Here is a 20,016-nt window from a genome sequence, read left to right as displayed (position 1 = left end):
ATCATTCAAGGCCGCGCCTGCCGAAAAGACGGGCATCCGGCCCGCCCCTTCGGCAACGGGACAAAGCTGTCGCATTTACCGGTCAGGGCAGAATATTTTTCCTGTCCAAATCCCCGATCCGACAGAATCAGGGACCAAGTTCCTCATACAGCGTCGCGGCCTCGGTCGCGGGGCCGCGTCGGTCGCCCAGTGCCAGAACCCGCATCGCCCTGACCCGGCCATGTGCCGAGACGGTGATCAGATCCCCCGGACGCAGGGTCCGGGCGGGCTTGCGGCATGGCTGGCCGTTGACCCGGATGCCGCCGCCCGAAATCGCATCGGCGGCCAGCGTCCGGGTGCGGAACAGCCGGGCGCGATGCAGCCAGCGGTCAAGCCGGATGCTGTCGCTGCCCGCATCAGCCACGCGCAGCGCTCACGTCTTGTTTTTCAGCGCCGCGAGGACCGCAAAGGGGCTGTCGGGATCAATCGGCTTGTCGTCGCGCGGGGGCCGGGCCGAGAATTTGCGGCTGCCCTGATTGTCGGACTTGTCGTGCTTGTCCCGGCGCGGCTTGCCCTGATGACGGCCACCGCCCTCACCACGTCCGGCTTCGCCTTCGCTGCGGCGTTGACCGCCTTGATTTTGGCCGCCATGGCCTTGACCGCCGTGACGCGGCTTGCCGCGACCCTGACCCTCTTTGCCTTCGCCACGGCCACGGCCGTCATGGTCACGGCGACCGCCGCCCTGACGACGCTGGCCGCCGTCTTCGCCCTGCGCGGGGCGGCGGTTCTGGCGAGGGCGCGGTTGCCAGGTAAAGGTGTAATAGACCTCGACCTCGGCGGGCTGAGCCTCGGCCGGCGCATCGCCTTCGGCGGCGGTGTCCTGGCCAGCGGCGGCGCGGGCGGCCTCTTCGGCCTCAAGCTCGGCGGCCTTGCGGGCCTCTTGCTCGGCTTCCCATTTGGCGCGGGTTTCGGCCTGCAACACGCTTTCCTCTTCGGTCAGCGGGTTTTCGGACGCTGCGGCCTCGGGGTCGATACTGGGCGCAATCACGGTGGTTTCGGCACGGGCCTTGGCACGTTCCGCGCGTTCGGCGCGATAGCCAAGCCCCTGCATCAGGCCGGAAAACTGTTCCAGCGTCATCCCGGTGATCGACAGCATGTCGGCTGTCGCCTCGAAACCGGCGCGACTGTCCTGACCGCGCAGCATGTCGGCCAGACGTTCCAGCATGTCGATGCGGATCGCACGCTCGCCCGCCGGATGATAGCCCGACAGGATATAATAGCCTTTGGGCACGTCGGGCAGGTTCGGGATCGTCACCAGACCGGGGGGCGGGCTTTCGGGGAATTCGTCCAGCCCCTGATCCAGACCCCACAACACCAGCCGCAGCCGGGTCGGCGCGGGCTTCAGCAGCGCGGGCTGAAAGATCGTATATTGCCCGAACCGCACGCCATGCTTGCGCAGCAGCCCGCGCGCGTCCTGATCCAGTTCCTTCACCTCGGCCGCGACCTGATCGCGGGGCAGGACGCCCAGACCTTCGACCAGACGAAAGGCGAAACCGCGCGCAAGCCCGGTCAGGGTTTCGTCATTTTTCAGCGCCAGCAGCGCCTCGAAACCCGTGGCGACCTTGCGGTCGATGAAATGCTGCAACCGGCGCTTGACCTTTTCCGCGATTTCGGGGCCTGCCTCGTCATCGATGAAGGCCTGCACGCTCGGCTTCAGCGGCTCCGATCCCTTGACCAGCTTGCCCACCGCAAAGCTGCCCCACATCAGGCCGCCCTGTTCGGTAAAGTCCAGTTCCGTGTCGGGCGCGTTGTAGAAACGATCAGCCCGCAGGTGGAATTCGGGACGCAGCGCCTCGTATGCGGCGCGCGTCAGCGTCCGCGCCTCGTCACCCGAAGCGGACGGGTCCGCGTGAAAGCGAAATCCTTCGAGACGGCCCGCGAATTCGCCCTCGACCGTCACTTCGCCCTTATCGTTCACCTCAGCCAACAGGCTCTCCTTCTGTTTGAGCCGGCGCAACAGCACCGAAGTGCGCCGGTCCACGAATCTCTGCGTCAGCGCCGCATGCAGCGCATCCGACAAGCGGTCTTCTACAGCGCGAGTCTCTGCGCGCCAATGACTTTCGTCCCGAACCCAGCCTGATCTTTGCGCCACATAGGTCCATGTGCGGATGAATGCCAGCCGTTTGGACAGGGCGTCGATATCGCCATGCGTCTTGTCGATGCGCGCGACCTGCCCCGCCATCCAGTCCGCTGGAATGCCGCCCTGCTGCAGAAATCCATAGATCCGGGTCAGCAATCCGGCATGTTCGGCATGGGAAATCCCGCGGAAATCGGGCACGCGGCAGACATCCCACAACAGTTTGACGTCGCGACCATTCGTCACGCGGTCGTGGATTTCGGGCATGTCGCGCAGGGATTTCAGCGCGCGCAGGTCATCGGCTTCGCGACCGCGCTGCAGCCATTCGGAATCCGGGCTGATTTCAAGGGATCTGATCAGCCGGTCCATCGTGCCGAATTCCAGCGCCGCATTGCGCCACATCAGGCGCTGGATCGGGGCGAAGCGGTGATTCTCGATGGCCTCGATCAGGCCGGGGTCCAGGGTGTCCGCCTCGCCCGTGACGCCAAAGGTGCCCGCCTGCGTGTGGCGCCCTGCCCGGCCCGCGATCTGGCCCATTTCATGGGGAAACAGCGGGCGGGTGCGGCGGCCGTCGAATTTCTCGGTCGAGGAAAAGGCGACATGATGGATATCAAGGTTCAGCCCCATCCCGATCGCATCGGTCGCGACCAGAAAATCGACATCGCCGTTCTGATACATCTCGACCTGCGCATTGCGCGTGCGCGGCGACAGCGCCCCCATGACGACGGCGGCCCCGCCCTTTTGTCGCCGGATCAGTTCGGCCATCGCGTAGACATTATCAACCGAAAACCCGACGATGGCCGAACGTGACGGCATCCGCGACAGCTTTTTCGACCCCGCCCATGACAGCGTCGAAAACCGTTCGCGCCGGACGAATTGCACATTGGGGATCAGCGCGGCAATCGCCGGGCGCATCGTGTAGCTGCCCAGAAACAGCGTTTCATGCAGGCCCCGCGCATGCAGCAGCCGGTCGGTAAAGACATGGCCGCGTTCCGGGTCGGCACATAGCTGAATCTCGTCGACGGCCAGGAAATCGGCGCCGACATCGGGCATCGCCTCGGTCGTGGCGACCCAATATTGCACGCGGTCGGGGATGATGCGTTCCTCGCCCGTGACCAGCGCCACGACATTGGCGCCGCGCCGCGCGACGATCCGGTCATAGACCTCGCGCGCCAGCAGCCGCAGCGGCAGGCCGATGACCCCGCTGCGATGGGCCAGCATCCGTTCGATCGCGTAATGCGTCTTGCCGGTATTGGTCGGCCCAAGCACGGCCGTCACCAGACGGGAGGAGTTCATCTGTGGTCTGTCCCCGGTTATCGGCTGCGGGATCTTTGGTCAGGCATCGGTCCCCGCCGTCCTGGCCTCCAGCCGCCGCACGGCATCCTCGGCGTCTTGCTGATGGGGATTGATGCGCAGGCTTTCGCGATATGCCGTCAGGGCCTTTTCGTCATCGCCGACCTCTTCCAGCATGACGCCCAACTGGGTCAGGGCGGGGAAATGCCGTGGCTCCAGTTCCAGCACGCGGGCCAGATCGCCGACCGACGGGCCGAATTCACCATCCAGATACAGGGCCACCGCCCGCAAATGCCAGCCCGAGGCGAAATCGGGCGCGTGATCGGTCAAGGCCGTCAGATGGCCGATGGCAGAGGTGAAATCGCCCGCGTCCAGCGCCGCCTCGCCGCGTTTATACAGCAGGTCCATCGCGGCAGAACCCGACCGCGACCAGTTGCGTTCGATATCCGATTGCGCCCGCCGCCAGGCATCGCCTTCGGGCTCGGCCAGTTCGGCGAACAATTCGTCCATTTCGGCATCCGTGCTTTCCGGCGTGCCGGGCGGATCGGCGGGAACGCCGGTCACGTCCAACTCGATTCCGCCCGGATCGGGCAGCTGATCCGATGGTAGATCGGGGGGCAGATCGGGAAACAGGTCCTGAAGATCTTCGGGCAGGTCCTGCGACAGGGGCGCATCGCCCGGCCCATTTCCCTGAGGCGCGTCAAGGGTTTCTTGACCATATGCCCAGAAAGCGCTTGCGCAATAAAGCGATATGGTGAGGCTGACCGCAAGCGGTGCCGTCACGACATTGTGGAAATTGAAAACCGGCTGGCGCATATCCGCTATGTAGCCCCTTGCCGGGCCTGATGCCAGAGAAAGCCATTGGAGAATCGTAAATGAGCAAAGTCGTCGATGCCGCCGTTCAGGCCCTGAGCGCCAAGATCCCCAGCTTTAGATCCAGCGCGAAATTCGTCATCAAGGACGAAGGCTCGATCGTGATCGACAGCAATGGCGTGCGCGCCGGCGATGACGAAACCGAAGTGACGCTGACCGCCGACCGCGAAACCTTCGAAGGTCTGCTGGATGGCAGCGTCAACCCGACCATGGCCTTCATGACCGGCAAGCTGACGGTCGACGGCTCGATGGGCGTGGTGATGAAACTGGGCGCCATGCTGTCCTGAGCCATGCAGCCCGCGCCCTTTCACGCGCTGCCGGGCGATCCCCCGCGCGATGCGCGCTGCTTCTGGCTGCGCGCCGATGACGGGATTGCCCTGCGGGCGGCGCATTGGCCGTCACGGGAAGGGCGCGGCACCGTCCTGCTGATGCAGGGGCGGACCGAATATCTGGAAAAATACGCCCGTGTCGCGGATGACCTGAACCGCGCGGGGCTGGACGTGCTGTCCATCGACTGGCGCGGTCAGGGCCTATCGGACCGGCTGATCGACGACGGACGCGCCAGCCATATCCCCGATTTCGCGGATTATCAGTGCGATGTCGTCGAAATGGTCGTTGCGGCGCAGGCGCTGCACCTGCCCCGTCCCTGGTTCCTGCTGGCCCATTCGATGGGTGCGGCCATCGGCCTTGCCGCGCTGATCGACGGGCTGCCCGTCGAACGGGTCGCGTTCAGCGCGCCGATGTGGAACATCAACCTGTCGCCCGCCAAGGCGGGTTTTGCCCGCGCGGTGACCACGCTGGCGCGCAGGCTGGGTCAGGGGCGCCGCTATGTGCCGGCCAGCGGCGGCACGGAATCCTTTATTCTGGCCAGTTCGTTCAACCAGAACCTGCTGACCACGGATGGCGCGACCTGGGGCCGGATGGTGGCCGAAACCTGCGCCTGGCCCGAGATGATGCTGGGCGGCGTCACCCATGACTGGCTGCATGCCGCCCTGCGCGAATGCGACCGGCTGGCCGCCCTGCCCAGCCCCGACCTGCCCGCCCTGATCCTGCTGGGCAGCCGTGAAGCCGTCGTCTCGCCCGCCGCGATTCACAAACGCGTGAACGCATGGCCATCGGCCACGCTGATGGCACTGGACGGCGCACGCCATGAACCGCTGATGGAGCGGCAGGCGCTGCGTCAGCGCGCCATGCAGGGGGTGATCGACCATTTTCTGGCGCAACCTTGAAGCCGGACGCATAATCGACAAATCTGGTTCAAACGAAAGGAACCAGAATGATCCCCGCAAGCCTGCACCGCATCCTTCCGCGCGATCTCAACCCGGCAGGCGGTGACGCCCTTCCGCTTGGCAATCTGCCCGAATGGGACCTGACCGATCTTTACCCCAGCCCGGAATCCCCGGAACTGTCCCGCGATCTGGCGGCGCTGGAACAGGCCTGCAAGGATTTTTCGCAGCGTTACGAAGGCCGGCTGGCCAAGCTGTCGCCCGCCGATATGCTGGCCTGCGTCGAATCCTATCAGTTGATCGACATTCTGGCCGGGCGGCTGATGTCCTTTGCCGGGCTGCGCTATTACCAGAACACCACCGATGCGGAACGCGCCAAGCTGATGGGCGACCTGCAGGAAAAGATCACCATCCTGACCACGAATCTTGTATTTTTCTCGCTGGAATTCAACAGGATATCCAACTCATCCTATAATCAGACCTTTTCCGACCCGGCAGGCCCCGCGCGCTATAAACCGGTTTTCGACCGGATGCGCGCCATGCGCCCCTATCAGCTTTCGGATGAGCTGGAAAAATTCCTGCACGACAATTCCGTTGTCGGCGCAGCCGCCTGGAACCGTTTGTTCGACGAAACCACCGCCGCCCTGACCTTTGAGGTCGAGGGCGAAGAGATGGGCATGGAAGCGACGCTGAACCTGCTGACCGACCACGACCGCGACCGCCGCGAGGCTGGCGCCAAGGCGCTGGCCAAGGTTTTTCCCAAAAACATCAAACTCTTTTCGCGTATTCATAACACCCTGATCAAGGAAAAGGCGATCGAGGATGGCTGGCGCAAGATGCCGACGCCGCAAACCTCGCGCCACCTGTCGAATGCTGTCGAGCCTGCGGTCGTGCAGGCCCTGCGCGATGCTGTCGTTGCCGCCTATCCGCGCCTGTCGCATCGCTATTACCGGCTGAAAGCGCGCTGGCTGGGGCTGGACAAGCTGCAGATCTGGGACCGCAACGCGCCCCTGCCGACCGAAACGCCGCGCCTGATCGCATGGCCCGAGGCCGAGGCCATCGTCCTGGACGCCTATGCCGGTTTCTCGCCCGAACTCGCCGATCTGGTCCGGCCCTTCTTTGACCGGGGCTGGATCGACGCGGGCGTCAAGCCGGGCAAGGCACCCGGCGCCTTTGCCCATCCGACCGTGACCACCGTTCACCCCTATGTGCTGCTGAACTATCTGGGCAAGCCGCGCGACGTGATGACGCTGGCGCATGAGCTGGGCCACGGCGTCCACCAGCGGCTGGCGGCGGCGCAGGGGGAATTGCTGGCCTCGACGCCCCTGACGCTGGCGGAAACCGCATCCGTCTTTGGCGAGATGCTGACCTTCCGCGCGCTGTTGAAAAAGACCTCCGATCCCGTCCAGCGCAAGGCCCTGCTGGCGGGCAAGGTCGAGGATATGATCAACACGGTCGTGCGCCAGATCGCGTTTTACGATTTCGAATGCAGGCTGCATGCCGCCCGCGCCCAAGGCGAACTGACGCCCGAGGATATCAATGCGATCTGGATGTCCGTGCAGGGGGAATCGCTTGGCGATGCCTTTGAATTCATGCCCGGTTATGAAACCTTCTGGACCTATGTCCCGCATTTCGTCCACACGCCGTTTTACGTCTATGCCTATGCCTTCGGCGACGGGCTGGTGAACGCGCTTTATGCCGCCTACGAAGACGGGCTTCCCGATTTCCAGCAGAAATATTTCGACCTGCTGAAGGCGGGCGGGTCCAAGCATCACAAGGAACTGCTGGCCCCCTTCGGTCTGGACGCGACCGATCCCGCTTTCTGGGGCAAGGGGCTGGCGATGATCGAGGGGTTGATCGACGAGCTTGAAAAGCTCGAATCGTGATCACGCTGGCACCGGTCTCGCGCGACGGCATCGCGACCGTCGCCCATATCGCCGTGCGCCCCGATCAGGAAAGGTTCTGCGGCACGATTGCCGATCATTTCGCGGCCGATGAACCCGGCTGCGATTTCCACATGATCCTGCGCGACCTGCACCCGGTCGGCTTCTTCAAGATCGACCGGGCCTTTCCCCTGCATTCCCCCTTTGCCGCGCCGGATGACATCGGCTTGCGCGGCGTGATGATCGACGCGCGCGAACAGGGCAAGGGCACGGGCAAGGCGGCGATGGCGCTGCTGCGGCCCTATATCTCTGCGCGCTACACGGGCGCCGCCAATCTGGTTCTGACCGTGAATGTCATCAACGGGGCCGCGCGGGCCGTCTATCTGTCGGCGGGCTTCGTCGATGGCGGAGAATTGTACCACGGTGGCAAGATCGGGCCGCAACATGTCCTGCGCCTGCCGCTTGGCTAGCCCTTGGTCGCGCATTGCCCTATCCTCGCGCGCAAAGAGCAAAAGCAAGGGCAGACCGGCGACATGATCAAACGGATAATCGGGGGAATTCTGATGCTGGCCGTGCTGGCCGTGGCCGTGGTGCTGATCTGGGGCCCCGCCTATATGGAACGCAGCCTGAACCCGGTCACCGTCCCGCCCGAAACCTGGCCCGTCAGCGATCAGGCGCGCGCCCTGCATGAACGGCTGGTCATCGGCGACCTGCATTCCGACGCGCTGCTGTGGGATCGCGACCTGCTGGAACGTGTCGACCGCGGCCATACCGACATTCCGCGACTGGCGCAGGGCAATGTCGCCGTGCAGGTCTTCACCACCGTCACGAAAAGCCCCAAGGGCCAGAATTACAGCCAGAACAGCGCGGATGCCCCCGACAACATCACCCGGCTGTTCATCGGCCAGTTGCGCCCCATCGCGACATGGAACAGCCTGCTGGCCCGCGCGCTGGAACAGGCACGGCAGTTGCATCTGTCCGCCGAACGCGACCCGCAGGCGCTGCGCGTCATCCGCACGCGCGGCGATCTGGCGGATCTGCTGGCCGCACGCGCAGGCGGTGCGAAAACTGTCGGCAGCATCCTGGGCAGCGAGGGCGGCCATCCGCTGGAAGGCGATCTGGCCAATCTCGCCCGGCTGGACGAGGCCGGTTTCCGCATCATCGGCCTGACCCATTTCTTCGACAACGAACTGGGCGGCAGCCTGCACGGAAACGAACTGGGCGGCAGCCTGCACGGAGAGACGGGCCGCGAGGGCGAGGGCCTCAGCCCCTTTGGCCGCAATGTCATCGCCAATATGCTGGAACGCGGCATGATCGTCGATCTGGCCCATGCCTCGCCGCAGATGGTGCGCGATGTCGTCGATCTGCCCGGCGTCGTGCCGATCCTGTCGCATACCGGGATCCACGGCCGATGCGCCAGCCCGCGCAATCTGTCCGATGATCTGGTCCGCGAGATCGCGCGCAAGGGCGGGATCATCGGCATCGGTTACTGGACGGATGTCAACTGCGGGTCGCGGCCCGCCGATATCGCCGCCTCGATCCGCGCGGCGATCCGGCTCGTGGGCGAGGATCACGTCGCGCTTGGTTCGGATTACGACGGTTCGGTCGATGCGCCTTTCGATGCGGCGCATCTGGTGGTGCTGACCCAGGCCCTGATGGATGCGGGGCTGACGGAAACCCAGATCGAAAAGGTCATGGGCGGCAATATGATGCGCTTTCTGTCGGAACATCTGCCGGAATGACCCTGCCGTCCCGGATGGCGTGACGGCAGCCGGACAACGACCCGAACCGTGGGCGACATGGCTGGCATGGCAGACGATCAGCGGATCGGTCTTGCGGGTGATGGAAACCGGCCTGTGCAGGGCTTGATCCCGGCACGGGGCGGCCTCGGGCGGTTGCGGCGCGGCGGGCCTTTGACCACAACATTCTGCGCAAACCGACAGCAATCCCCCTGCCCCTTGACGCACCCGCCACGCCAGCCCTTGCCCCCAAGCGCCCCGGCATGAGATAAAGCCGCCCAAACAGAAGACGAGCAGCAGATGGCAGACGATCTTTTTCCCGCCCAAGACACGACCGCCGAAAGCTATTCGGCCGCCTCGATCGAGGTGCTGGAGGGGCTGGAGCCCGTCCGCAAACGCCCCGGCATGTATATCGGCGGCACGGATGAACGGGCGCTGCACCATCTGGTCGCGGAAATCCTGGACAACTCGATGGACGAGGCAGTGGCCGGTCACGCCAGCCGCATCGAGGTCGAGTTGCATGACGACTACAGCGTCACCATCCGCGACAACGGGCGCGGCATCCCGATTGATCCGCACCCGAAATTTCCGGGCAAGTCCGCGTTGGAGGTGATCCTGTGCACCCTGCACGCGGGCGGCAAGTTCTCGGGCGATGCCTATCAGACCTCGGGCGGGTTGCACGGGGTGGGCGCTTCGGTCGTGAACGCGCTGTCCGATCTGATGGTGGTGCAGGTTGCGCGCAACAAGGAACTGTTCGAGCAGCGCTTTTCGCGCGGGATCCCGCAAGGCCCGGTCGAAAGGATCGGCGCCGCCCCGAACCGGCGCGGCACGACCGTGACCTTCCACGCCGACGAACAGATCTTTGGCCATCATCGTTTCAAGCCCGCGCGCATGATGAAGATGGTGAAATCCAAGGCCTATCTGTTTTCCGGCGTCGAGATCCGCTGGAAATCCGCCATCGACGACGGCGAAACCCCGGCAGAGGCCGTGTTCCATTTCCCCGGCGGCCTGGCTGATTACCTGACCGAGGTCCTGGGCAATTCCTCGACCTATGCCGACCGGCCCTTTGCGGGCAGCGTCGATTTCACCGAGAAATTCAACACGCCGGGCAAGGTCGATTGGGCGATCAACTGGACGCCGTCGCGCGACGGCTTCATCCAAAGCTATTGCAACACCGTCCCGACACCCGAAGGCGGCACGCATGAGGCCGGTTTCTGGTCCGCCATCCTGCGCGGCATCCGCGCCTATGGCGATCTGATCAACAATAAGAAAGCCGCCAATATCACCCGCGACGACCTGCTGACGGGCGGCTGTGCGCTGGTCAGCTGCTTCATCCGCGAGCCGGAATTCGTCGGCCAGACCAAGGATCGTCTGGCCACGGTCGAGGCGCAGCGGCTGGTCGAAGGCGCCGTCCGCGACCATTTCGACAACTGGCTGGCGGCGGATACGAAATCGGCGGGCGCCATTCTGGACTTTCTGGTCCTGCGCGCCGAGGAACGCCTGCGCCGCAAGGCCGAAAAGGAAACCGCCCGCAAATCCGCTACGAAAAAGCTGCGCCTGCCCGGCAAGCTGGTCGATTGCTCGGCCACCAACCGCGAGGGCACCGAGCTGTTCATCGTCGAGGGTGACAGCGCGGGCGGCAGCGCCAAGATGGCGCGCGAACGCACCTCTCAGGCGCTTTTGCCGCTGAAGGGCAAGATCCTGAACGTGTTGGGCGCGGCCAGTTCCAAGCTGGGCACCAATCAGGAAATTGCCGATCTGTGTCAGGCGCTTGGCGTCGGCATGGGGACGAAATTCAACATCGACGATCTGCGTTACGACAAGATCATCATCATGACCGATGCGGATGTCGATGGCGCCCATATCGCCAGCCTGCTGATGACGTTTTTCTTTACCCAGATGCGCCCGCTGATCGACAAGGGGCACCTGTATCTGGCCTGCCCGCCGCTCTATCGTCTGACGCAGGGTGCGCAACGCATCTACGTCTCGGACGATGCCGAGAAAGAGGCGATGCTGGCCAAGGGCATCGGCGGCAAGGGCAAGATCGACGTGCAACGCTTCAAGGGTCTGGGCGAAATGGACGCCAAGGACCTGAAGGACACGACGATGAACCCCAGGACGCGCAAGCTGATCCGGGTGTCCATCGACGAGGAAGAGGGCGGCGAAACCGGCGATCTGGTCGAGCGGCTGATGGGCAAGAAACCGGAACTGCGGTTCCAGTATATTCAGGAAAACGCCCAATTCGTCGAGGAACTGGACGTTTGACCCTTGCCGGGCCGATCGCGATCTATGTGCTGGCCGCATTGGCCGAAATCGCCGGCTGCTTTGCCTTCTGGGCATGGGTGAGGCTGGGGAAATCGGTCTGGTGGCTGGTGCCCGGCATGGCCTGCCTTGCGCTTTTCGCCTGGCTGCTGACCCATATCGACACCGATTTCGCCGGCCGCGCCTATGCCGCCTATGGCGGGATCTACGTCACCGCCTCGATCGGCTGGCTGTGGCTGACCGAAGGCCAGAACCCGACAAGATGGGACCTTCTGGGCGCCACCCTCTGCGTCACCGGCGCGGCCGTTATCCTTTTGAAAAACTAGGAATTCATCTGTTTTTCGGATGGCGCGGGCAATCGTCCGCAGTGACCGGCCCATGTCGTTCATGTCGGCCTATTCCGATGAACCCCTGTCCGCGCGACAAGGGCCATGCCCGTCGATGCACGCAACGCCGAACCGTCAGCCATCCGGCGGTCCAAAGACAGCTGCCGCGTTAACCTTTTTTTAAGCCGCCCGCTGTTAACCATTCCACAGGTTTGGTGTGCGGGATGAACATGGCGACAATCGCGTATTCGGTGGCCTTCGAAGGGGTCGAGGCCCGGCTGGTCGAGGTCCAATGTGCGGTCGCCAACGGTCTGCCCGCCTTCAACATCGTGGGCCTGCCCGACAAGGCGGTCAGCGAGGCGCGCGAAAGGGTCCGCGCGGCCTTCAATGCGATTTCGGTGGCGATGCCTTCGCGCCGGATCACGGTCAACCTGTCCCCCGCCGACCTGCCGAAAGAGGGGGCGCATTTCGACCTTCCCATTGCGCTGGCAATCCTCGCCGCGCTGGAAATCGTCCCGGCGGAGGAACTGGAACGCATTGTTTCCCTGGGGGAATTGTCGCTGGACGGGCGGATCGTCACCGTCGCGGGCGCGCTGCCCGCCGCAGTTGCCGCTGCCGAGGATGACCGCGCCCTGCTCTGCCCCGCCCCCTGTGGCGGCGAGGCCGCATGGATCGACAGCGTGCCGGTTCTGGCCGCCCGAACCCTGCTGGATGCGATCAACCATCTGGGCGGGCGCGCGCCGCTGGCCCGCGCGCTGCCCGCCGAGGCCCCGAAAGCCGCAACCCATCCCGACCTTGCCGATGTGCGCGGACAGGAAAAGGCGCGCCGCGCGCTGGAAATCGCCGCCGCTGGCCGTCATCATCTGCTGATGGTTGGCCCGCCGGGCGCGGGCAAATCCATGCTGTCGGCGCGGCTGCCCGGCATCCTGCCCCCGCTGTCACCGGCCGAGGCGCTGGAAACCTCGATGATCCATTCGCTGGCGGGGCTTTTGCAGGGCGGCGGCATCTCGCGAGAGGCGCCGTTTCGCGATCCGCACCATACCGCCTCGATGGCGGCCATCGTCGGCGGCGGGCGCGGCGCGCAGCCGGGCGAGATCAGCCTTGCCCATAATGGCGTGCTGTTTCTGGACGAATTGCCCGAATTTCCCTGCCATGTGCTGGACACCCTGCGCCAGCCCATCGAAACCGGAGAGGTCGTGGTTGCCCGCGCCAATGCCCATATCCGCTACCCCTGCCGCTTTCTGCTGATCGCCGCCGCGAACCCCTGCCGCTGCGGCTATCTGGCGGATGCGGCGCGGTCCTGCGCACGGGTTCCGGGCTGCGGGACCGATTACATGGGCAAGATTTCCGGCCCCCTGATGGACCGTTTCGATCTGCGCATCGAAATTCCCGCCGTCAGCATCGCCGATCTGGACAGCAAGGCCAGTGCCGAGCCGACCGCCCCGGTCGCCGCCCGCGTGGCGGCGGCGCGGGCCGTGCAAAGCAGGCGATTTGGCGACAGCGCATCGCTGCGGGTCAATGCCGATGCCTCTGGCAGCGTGCTGGAGGAGATCGCCACCCCCGATGCCGAGGGGCGCGACCTGATCAACCGCGCCGCCGAAAAGCTGGGACTGACGGCGCGCGGCTATCACCGCATCCTGCGCACGGCGCGCACCATCGCGGATCTGGACGGTTCCGCCGATGTCCGCGCGCCGCATCTGGCCGAGGCCATCGGATACAGGCTGGCCTTTGTGCCGGGTGGCTAGGGCCGGCGCGCCCCGGTTCAGCCCCGTTTCGCCAGCCGCCCCCGTTCGGCCAACCGCCTGTCGATCGCATCCCAGATCAGCGCGGCGGCGTTGATACCGTCGAAACGCTCCAACTCCTGAATGCCGGTGGGCGAGGTCACGTTGATTTCGGTCAGCCAGCCGTCGATCACGTCGATGCCGGTGAACAGCAACCCCTTTTCACGCAGGACCGGGCCGATACGGCGGCAGATTTCCAGATCCTTGTCGCTCAGCCCGATCTGTTCGGGGCGGCCGCCGACATGCATGTTCGACCGCGCCTCGCCCTTGGCGGGGACGCGGTTGATCGCGCCGACGGGTTCGCCATCGACCAGAATGACGCGCTTGTCGCCCTGCGTGACCGCAGCCAGATACTTCTGCGCGATCACCGGCTCGCGGTTGATCGCGGTGAAGGTTTCCAGCAGCGAGGACAGGTTCGGATCGTCGGGACGCAGATGGAACACCCCCGCCCCGCCATTGCCATAAAGCGGCTTGACGATGATATCGCCATGACGGGCACGGAAATCGCGCAGGTCATTGACATCGCGGGTGATCAGCGTCGGCGGCGTCAGGTCGGGAAAGTCCAGCACCAGCAGCTTTTCCGGCGAGTTCCGCACCCAGAACGGGTCATTGACGACCAGCGTTTCATCGCGCACCCGGTCCAGCAGATGGGTCGAGGTGATATAGGACATGTTGAAGGGCGGGTCCTGCCGCAGCCAGACCACGTCGAAATCGCGCAGATCGACCGCCTGCCATTCGCCGAACGTGACATGATCGCCCTGTTCGCGGCGCAGGGTGATCGGGCGGCCATGTGCCAGCACGCGGCCCTCGGAATAGATCAGGCGGTCGGCGGTGTATTGGAACAGCCGGTGCCCGCGTTCCTGCGCCTCGATGCCAAGGCGAAAGGTGCTGTCGGCGTTGATCGAGACATCCTCGACCGGGTCCATCTGCAGGGCGACATACAGGCTCATCAGGTTCTCCACCGCTTTTCGCGGCATTTCTGAACCCTGGGGGCGGGGGATGCAAGCCACGACAGGCTGGCAAACCCGTCAGCCCTGACCAAAGGCGCCCCTGATGATGCGGATATTGCCGTCGCGATCGACCAGCGCGGCATCAAAGCGCATCGGCGTGTCGTTGCCGTCCGGCATCCCGGCCATGAAGTCCTGTGCGGTGATGCAGATCCGCTCCATCTGGCGGCGCGACAGCCGCGCCGCAGCAGCGTCATGGTCGCGGGCCTTTTTCACCTCGACAAAGACAATCATGTGGCCGTCGCGGAAAATCAGGTCGATTTCGCCCCAGGCCCCGCACCAGCGCGTGGCCAGCAGGACCAGCCCCATATCGCGGTAATGGCGCACGACCGCCTCTTCGGCCAGCTTGCCCGCAGCGTGCCCCAAGGCACCGTTCCAGCGACGCTGCGTCTGTGCCGGATTCTGGGCTGGATTCTGTGCCGGACCCTGATTGATCATTCCCGTTCCTTTGCCAATGCGATGGCCTGGGCATAGATTTCCTTGCGCGGCAGGCCAAAGCGCGCCGCGATTTCGGTTGCCGCATCCTTGACGCTGCCGCGTTCCAGCGCAGCGCGCAGCGCGTCTGTCACATCGCCCTGATCCGGCGCCGACCGGACGGGCCGGTCGCACAGGATCACCACCTCGCCCCGCAAACCTTCGTCGGGCAGGGTTTCCAGCAGGGTCAGCGGCGTGCCCCGGATGATTTCCTCGAATTTCTTGGTCAGCTCCCTGCAGATGACGATTTCCCGATCTGGTTCAGTTTCGCCCAGATCCTCTAAGAAACCCCTAACACGCCTTGGGCTTTCGAACAGGATCACGGTGGCGTCGATCCCCGCCCATTCCGCGATCCAGCGTTTGCGCGCCCCCCGCGCGGACGGCGAAAACCCGACAAAGATGAACCGGTCGCTTGGCAGCCCCGCGACGCTGAGCGCGGCCAGCATCGCCGAAGGCCCGGGCACGGCATGGACGCGCGCGCCGGCCTCTGCCGCATCCCGCGCCAGCCGATAGCCCGGATCCGCGACCAGCGGCGTTCCCGCATCCGAGGCATAGGCGACGCTGAAGCCATCAGCCAGCGCGCGCATGATCGCCGGGCGGGCGCGGTCGCCGTTATGGTCGTGATAGGCGATCAGGCGGCGCCCGCGCAGCGCGATGCCGTGGATTTCCATCAGGTGACGCAGCACGCGGGTATCTTCGGCCGCCAGCACGTCGGCATTGTTCAGCACATCCAGCGCGCGCAGCGTGATGTCGCGGGCCGTGCCGATGGGGGTGGCGACCAGATGCAGGCCGGGGTCCAGCCGCTGCGCCTGAATGCTGGCGGCGACGGGCCGGGCGGGGGTCGGCCGGGCGGGGGTCGGGTCCGGCTGCTCTGCCCCGGCGGATGCGGTTGCGGCCCTGCCCCGGTGACGTCCCGTTTCTGCCGGTTCTCGCATGGGATGTCCTTTTCGCATGATCCGCAAAGTTGCCTTGCCGGGTTTATGCCAATACTGTTCCCGCGTTAAGTCTTGATCAGAATGTCGCGGGGAATCACAGAATGTCTTTCATCGAAACGATGCGTGGCGCGACCCTGATGCGCCGTCCTCTGGCCCGGTTGGGTGCGGTTGCAACGGCGCTGTTCCTGGCGGGTTGCCAGGCTGGCCCGATGGGCAGCAGCGGGACGCAGACCGGGCAGCAGATCGACCCGCGTCAGCCCGTGCCCGTGGCGCTTCTGGTGCCCGCCGGAACCGGCAGCGCCGATCTGGACTGGCTGGCGCGGTCGCTGACCAATTCGGCGCGCATGGCGGCGGCGGACGCGCAGGGCGCGACCATCGACCTGCGTATCTACGAGGCCGGTTCCGAACCCGGGCAGGCCGTCGCCAGCGCCAACCGTGCCGTCGATGAAGGCGCCAAGATCATCCTTGGCCCGCTGTTCGCCGACAGCGCCAATGCCGTCGGCAATACCGTCGCGCCGCGTGGCGTGAACGTGCTGTCCTTTTCCAACAATGCCGATATCGCGGGTGGCAACGTCTTTGTGCTGGGCAATACCTTTGACAACGTCGCGAACCGGCTGATCCGCTACGGCGTCCGGAACGGCAAGCGCCGGATCCTGCTGGTCGCCGAAGATGACACGGCGGGTCAGGTCGCCTCACGCGCGATCGAGGGCGCCATCAGCGCCAATGGCGCGGTGCTGGCGGGCAAGGCGGTTCATCCGGTGTCGACCTCGGGGATCGACGGGATCGTGCCGAATGTCGCCTCGGCCGTGGGGTCGGGCAATGTCGATGCTGTTTTCGTGACGGCCAATCAGGGCGCGGTCCTGCCCTATCTGCTGGACAAGCTGAACGGCGCGGGCGTCAACGCGGCCAGCACCCAGATGGTCGGTCTGACCCGTTGGGACCAGCCCGCCGCGCGGCTGCAACTGCCGGGGGTTCAGGGCGGCTGGTTCGCCGTGCCCGACACCCGGATGAAGGCGCAATTCGACCAGCGTTACCGTTCCGCCTATGGCGAGGCCCCGCATGAGCTGGGTTCGCTGGCCTATGACGGCGTTGCCGCGATCTCGGCGCTGGTGCGGGCGGGCAACCGCAATGCGCTGACCACCTCGGGGCTGACGCAAAGCTCGGGCTTCAAGGGCATCAACGGCACCTTCCGGCTGAAGCGTGACGGCACCAATGAACGCGCCCTGTCGGTTGCGACGGTGCGCAACGGCCAGTTGGTCATTCTTGACCCCGCGCCGCAAAGCTTTGGTGGCTTCGGGTTCTGATCTTGACCAACCCACCCATCGACACCCCGCTGCAAAGCGCCCCGGCATTGCCCGGGGCGCATGCGTTGTTCGATCCCGAAATCTTTCTGCCGCGTCTGGAGGGCGTCCTACAGGGGCTGGCCGATCCGCGCGTGATCCGCGCCGCCACGGTATCGCTGCTGGCCGAGGCCCGCGACGAGGCCATGGCCCGGATCGAGACGGGTTTCAACACCCATCCCCGCGCCGCCCGCGAAACCGTGCGCGCGATGGCCGCGCTGACCGATGCGACCGTGATCGCGGTCCATCATGTCGCAACCACGATCCTGCACCGCCAGACCAATCCCACCGATGCCGAACGGCTGGCGGTGCTGGCCATCGGCGGTTACGGACGCGCGGAAATGGCCTTCAGATCCGATGTGGACCTGATGTTCCTGACCCCGTGGAAGGTCGGGGGCTGGGTCGAAAGCGTCGTTGAATCGATGCTTTACATGCTGTGGGACCTCAAACTGAAGGTCGGGCAATCGACCCGTTCCATCGACGACTGCCTGCGCCTTGCGGCCGAGGACATGACGATCCGCACCAGCCTGCTGGAACACCGGCTGATCTGCGGCGATGCCCAGACCGGCGAACAGTTGCGCGAACGTCTGTGGACCGATCTGTTCGACCGCACCGTCCCCGAATTCATCGAGGCCAAGCTGGCCGAACGCTCCGGCCGCCACCGCCGTCAGGGTGGCCAGCGCTATGTCCTTGAACCCAACGTCAAAGAGGGCAAGGGGGGCCTGCGCGATCTGCAGACGCTGTATTGGATCGCCAAATACATCCACCGCGTCAACCGCGCCGCCGAACTGGTCGATCTGGGTTTCTTCACGCGCGAAGAACATCTGACCTTCTGGCAGGCCGAGGATTTCCTGTGGGCCGTGCGCTGCCACCTGCATCTGATCGCGGGGCGTCCGATGGATCAGCTGACCTTCGACATGCAGGTCGAGGTTGCGCGCCGCATGGGCTATCGCGATCAGGGCGGGCGCCGCGCGGTGGAAATCTTCATGCAGGATTATTTCCTGCACGCCACCCGCGTCGGCGAACTGACCCGCGTCTTTCTGGTCGCGCTGGAAAACCGCCATCTTTACAAGGCGCCGATCCTGAATGTCCTGTTCCGCAAGCGCCGCCGCATCCGCGCCGGTTTCCGCGAGGATCGCGGGCGGCTGAACATCGCGGATGAAACCGAATTTCTCAGCGATCCCCTGAACATCCTGCGCCTGTTCGAGGAGGCCCTGCGCACCGGCATCCTCATCCACCCCGAGGCGATGCGGCTGGTCGCCTCGCATCTGTTCCTGATCGACGACGACATGCGCGCCAACCCCGAGGCGGTGCGGATCTTTCTGGACCTGCTGTTGAAACACGGCAACCCGGAACGCAGCCTGCGGCGGATGAACGAACTGGGCGTGCTGGCCGCCTTCATCCCGGAATTCGCGCCGGTCGTGGCGATGATGCAGTTCAACGTCTATCACCATTACACGGTGGACGAACATCTGATCCAATGCGTCGCCGCCCTTGCCGCGATCGAACGCGGCAAGCTGTCCGAAGACCTGCCGCTGGTGTCCGAGATCATGCGCAAAAGCGGCGTCAACCGCCGTGTGATCACACTGGCCGTGCTGTTTCACGACATCGGCAAGGGCCGCCCCGAGGATCACTCGATCCTGGGCGCCCGCATCGCGCGCCGGATTGCCACCCGTTTCGGCCTGCCGGTCGATGAGGTCGAAACCATCGAATGGCTGGTGCGCAACCATCTGCTGATGTCGGATGTGGCGCAGAAACGCGACATTTCCGACCCGCGCACGCTGCGCGATTTCGCCAAGGCGGTAAAGACCCGCAAGCGGCTGGACCTGCTGACCGTGCTGACCGTCTGCGACATTCGCGGCGTCGGCCCCGGCACATGGAACAACTGGAAAGCGATGCTGATCCGCCGCCTGCATCAGGAAACCGTCATCGCGCTGGAAAGCGGGCTGGAGGAGCTGAACCGCGACAAGCGCACCGGCGAAGCCAAACGCGCCCTGCGTCACCTGCTGACCGCCAAGGGCTGGGAGCCGCGCGAGCTGAAAAACGAACTGGCCCGTCATTACGAAAGCTACTGGCCGGGCCTGCCGACCTATACGCAGGCGGTCTTTGCCGAAATGCTGCGCCAGCCGCCCGCCGATGACGAGGTCCGCATCGACCTGCACCCCGACACCGACCGCGATGCGACCCGCGCGGCCTTTGTTCTGGCCGACCATCCGGGGATTTTCTCGCGGCTGGCGGGGGCGCTGGCGCTGGTCGGCGCGAATGTCGTCGATGCCCGCACCTATACGACCAAGGACGGCTATGCGACCGCCGTGTTCTGGACCCAGGACATCGAAGGTCGCCCCTATGACGCCGACCGTCTGCCCCGTCTGCGCCAGATGATCAAACGCACGCTCAAGGGCGAGGTCGTCGCGCGCGAGGCGCTGGCCGGGCGCGACAAGGTGAAAAAGCGCGATTCCGAATTCCGCTTTCCGACGCATGTCACCTTCGACAACGAAGGCAGCGATATCTATACGCTGATCGAGGTCGACACCCGCGACCGTCCGGGGCTGCTCTATGACCTGACGCGGACGCTGGCGGAAAACCACATCCAGATCGTCAGCGCGGTGATCGCGACATTTGGCGCGCAGGTGGTCGATACATTCTACGTCAAGGACGCCTTCGGGCTGAAACTGCATCAGGCCCACCGCCGCGAGGCGCTGGAACGCCGGTTGCGCGACGCCATCCAGAAAGGCGCCGAGCGCGCGGGCAAATAGACCGG

At 65.0% G+C, this 20,016-nt stretch carries 16 protein-coding genes; 10 read left to right on the top strand and 6 right to left on the bottom strand.

Features of this window, described 5'->3' with window-relative positions; translation table 11 throughout:
• Positions 1-127 precede the first annotated feature (127 nt).
• Genes PE067_RS21630 through PE067_RS21620 form a run of 3 tightly spaced genes read right to left on the bottom strand, consistent with a single transcriptional unit; the run spans position 128 to position 4,225 of the window.
• Entirely contained in the window at positions 128-403 is a 276-nt protein-coding gene (locus PE067_RS21630; RefSeq protein ID WP_276191857.1) for an RNA-binding S4 domain-containing protein, read from the bottom strand.
• Between the two features lie 9 nt (positions 404-412).
• Positions 413-3,412 carry a helicase-related protein gene (locus tag PE067_RS21625; protein WP_276191856.1) on the bottom strand — a complete coding sequence of 1,000 codons (3,000 nt, stop codon included), beginning with the start codon at positions 3,410-3,412 and terminating at the stop codon, positions 413-415.
• 39 nt (positions 3,413-3,451) lie between these two features.
• Positions 3,452-4,225, bottom strand: a complete 774-nt coding sequence (locus PE067_RS21620) for a tetratricopeptide repeat protein (RefSeq protein WP_276191855.1) — start codon at positions 4,223-4,225, stop codon at positions 3,452-3,454.
• 59 nt (positions 4,226-4,284) lie between these two features.
• On the opposite strand from PE067_RS21620, the gene PE067_RS21615 reads away from it, so the two are divergent.
• The 8 genes from PE067_RS21615 (at position 4,285) to PE067_RS21580 (ending at position 13,463) form a co-directional block, all read left to right on the top strand.
• Entirely contained in the window at positions 4,285-4,569 is a 285-nt protein-coding gene (locus PE067_RS21615; RefSeq protein WP_276191853.1) for an SCP2 sterol-binding domain-containing protein, read from the top strand.
• 3 nt (positions 4,570-4,572) lie between these two features.
• Complete coding sequence (locus tag PE067_RS21610; RefSeq protein WP_276191852.1) at positions 4,573-5,511, top strand: alpha/beta hydrolase; 939 nt, start codon at positions 4,573-4,575, stop codon at positions 5,509-5,511.
• 47 nt (positions 5,512-5,558) lie between these two features.
• Positions 5,559-7,394, top strand: a complete 1,836-nt coding sequence (locus PE067_RS21605; RefSeq protein WP_276191850.1) for a M3 family oligoendopeptidase — start codon at positions 5,559-5,561, stop codon at positions 7,392-7,394.
• Entirely contained in the window at positions 7,391-7,861 is a 471-nt protein-coding gene (locus PE067_RS21600) for a GNAT family protein (protein ID WP_276191848.1), read from the top strand. Before PE067_RS21605 ends, PE067_RS21600 begins: the two co-directional genes overlap by 4 nt.
• 63 nt (positions 7,862-7,924) lie before the next feature.
• Positions 7,925-9,133: a membrane dipeptidase gene (locus tag PE067_RS21595; RefSeq protein ID WP_276191846.1), complete on the top strand. Its 1,209-nt coding sequence runs from the start codon at positions 7,925-7,927 to the stop codon at positions 9,131-9,133.
• A gap of 297 nt (positions 9,134-9,430) precedes the next feature.
• The gene (gene parE / locus PE067_RS21590; RefSeq protein ID WP_276191845.1) at positions 9,431-11,395 is read left to right on the top strand and encodes a DNA topoisomerase IV subunit B; all 1,965 of its coding nucleotides are present in this window, start codon (positions 9,431-9,433) and stop codon (positions 11,393-11,395) included.
• The gene (locus tag PE067_RS21585) at positions 11,392-11,718 is read left to right on the top strand and encodes a YnfA family protein (protein WP_276191844.1); all 327 of its coding nucleotides are present in this window, start codon (positions 11,392-11,394) and stop codon (positions 11,716-11,718) included. The genes parE and PE067_RS21585 overlap by 4 nt, the downstream gene beginning before the upstream one ends.
• A gap of 230 nt (positions 11,719-11,948) precedes the next feature.
• On the top strand, positions 11,949-13,463 hold the full coding sequence (locus PE067_RS21580; RefSeq protein WP_276191842.1) for a YifB family Mg chelatase-like AAA ATPase: 1,515 nt from the start codon (positions 11,949-11,951) through the stop codon (positions 13,461-13,463).
• A gap of 17 nt (positions 13,464-13,480) precedes the next feature.
• Here PE067_RS21580 and gshB read toward each other — a convergent pair whose 3' ends face one another.
• The 3 genes from gshB to rsmI all read right to left on the bottom strand — a co-directional run bounded on the left by gshB (position 13,481) and on the right by rsmI (position 15,915).
• Positions 13,481-14,449, bottom strand: coding sequence for a glutathione synthase (gene gshB / locus PE067_RS21575; protein ID WP_276191841.1), 969 nt, complete (start codon positions 14,447-14,449; stop codon positions 13,481-13,483).
• 78 nt (positions 14,450-14,527) lie between these two features.
• Entirely contained in the window at positions 14,528-14,944 is a 417-nt protein-coding gene (locus PE067_RS21570) for a YraN family protein (RefSeq protein ID WP_276191840.1), read from the bottom strand.
• A complete protein-coding gene (gene rsmI, locus PE067_RS21565) occupies positions 14,941-15,915 on the bottom strand; it encodes a 16S rRNA (cytidine(1402)-2'-O)-methyltransferase (protein WP_276191839.1) in 975 nt (324 codons plus the stop codon). Before rsmI ends, PE067_RS21570 begins: the two co-directional genes overlap by 4 nt.
• 101 nt (positions 15,916-16,016) lie before the next feature.
• Between rsmI and PE067_RS21560 the strand changes: the two genes are divergently transcribed.
• Positions 16,017-17,219 (top strand): penicillin-binding protein activator, encoded by a 1,203-nt coding sequence (locus PE067_RS21560; protein ID WP_276191838.1) that lies wholly within the window; start codon positions 16,017-16,019, stop codon positions 17,217-17,219.
• Between the two features lie 80 nt (positions 17,220-17,299).
• The gene (locus PE067_RS21555; RefSeq protein WP_276191880.1) at positions 17,300-20,011 is read left to right on the top strand and encodes a [protein-PII] uridylyltransferase; all 2,712 of its coding nucleotides are present in this window, start codon (positions 17,300-17,302) and stop codon (positions 20,009-20,011) included.
• Positions 20,012-20,016 lie beyond the last annotated feature (5 nt).

The sequence above is a fragment of the Paracoccus sp. DMF-8 genome (assembly GCF_029309835.1).
Taxonomy (GTDB): Bacteria; Pseudomonadota; Alphaproteobacteria; order Rhodobacterales; family Rhodobacteraceae; genus Paracoccus.
The sequence above is the reverse complement of the archived record's forward strand: the minus strand, read 5'-3'. Positions and strand labels throughout refer to the sequence as shown.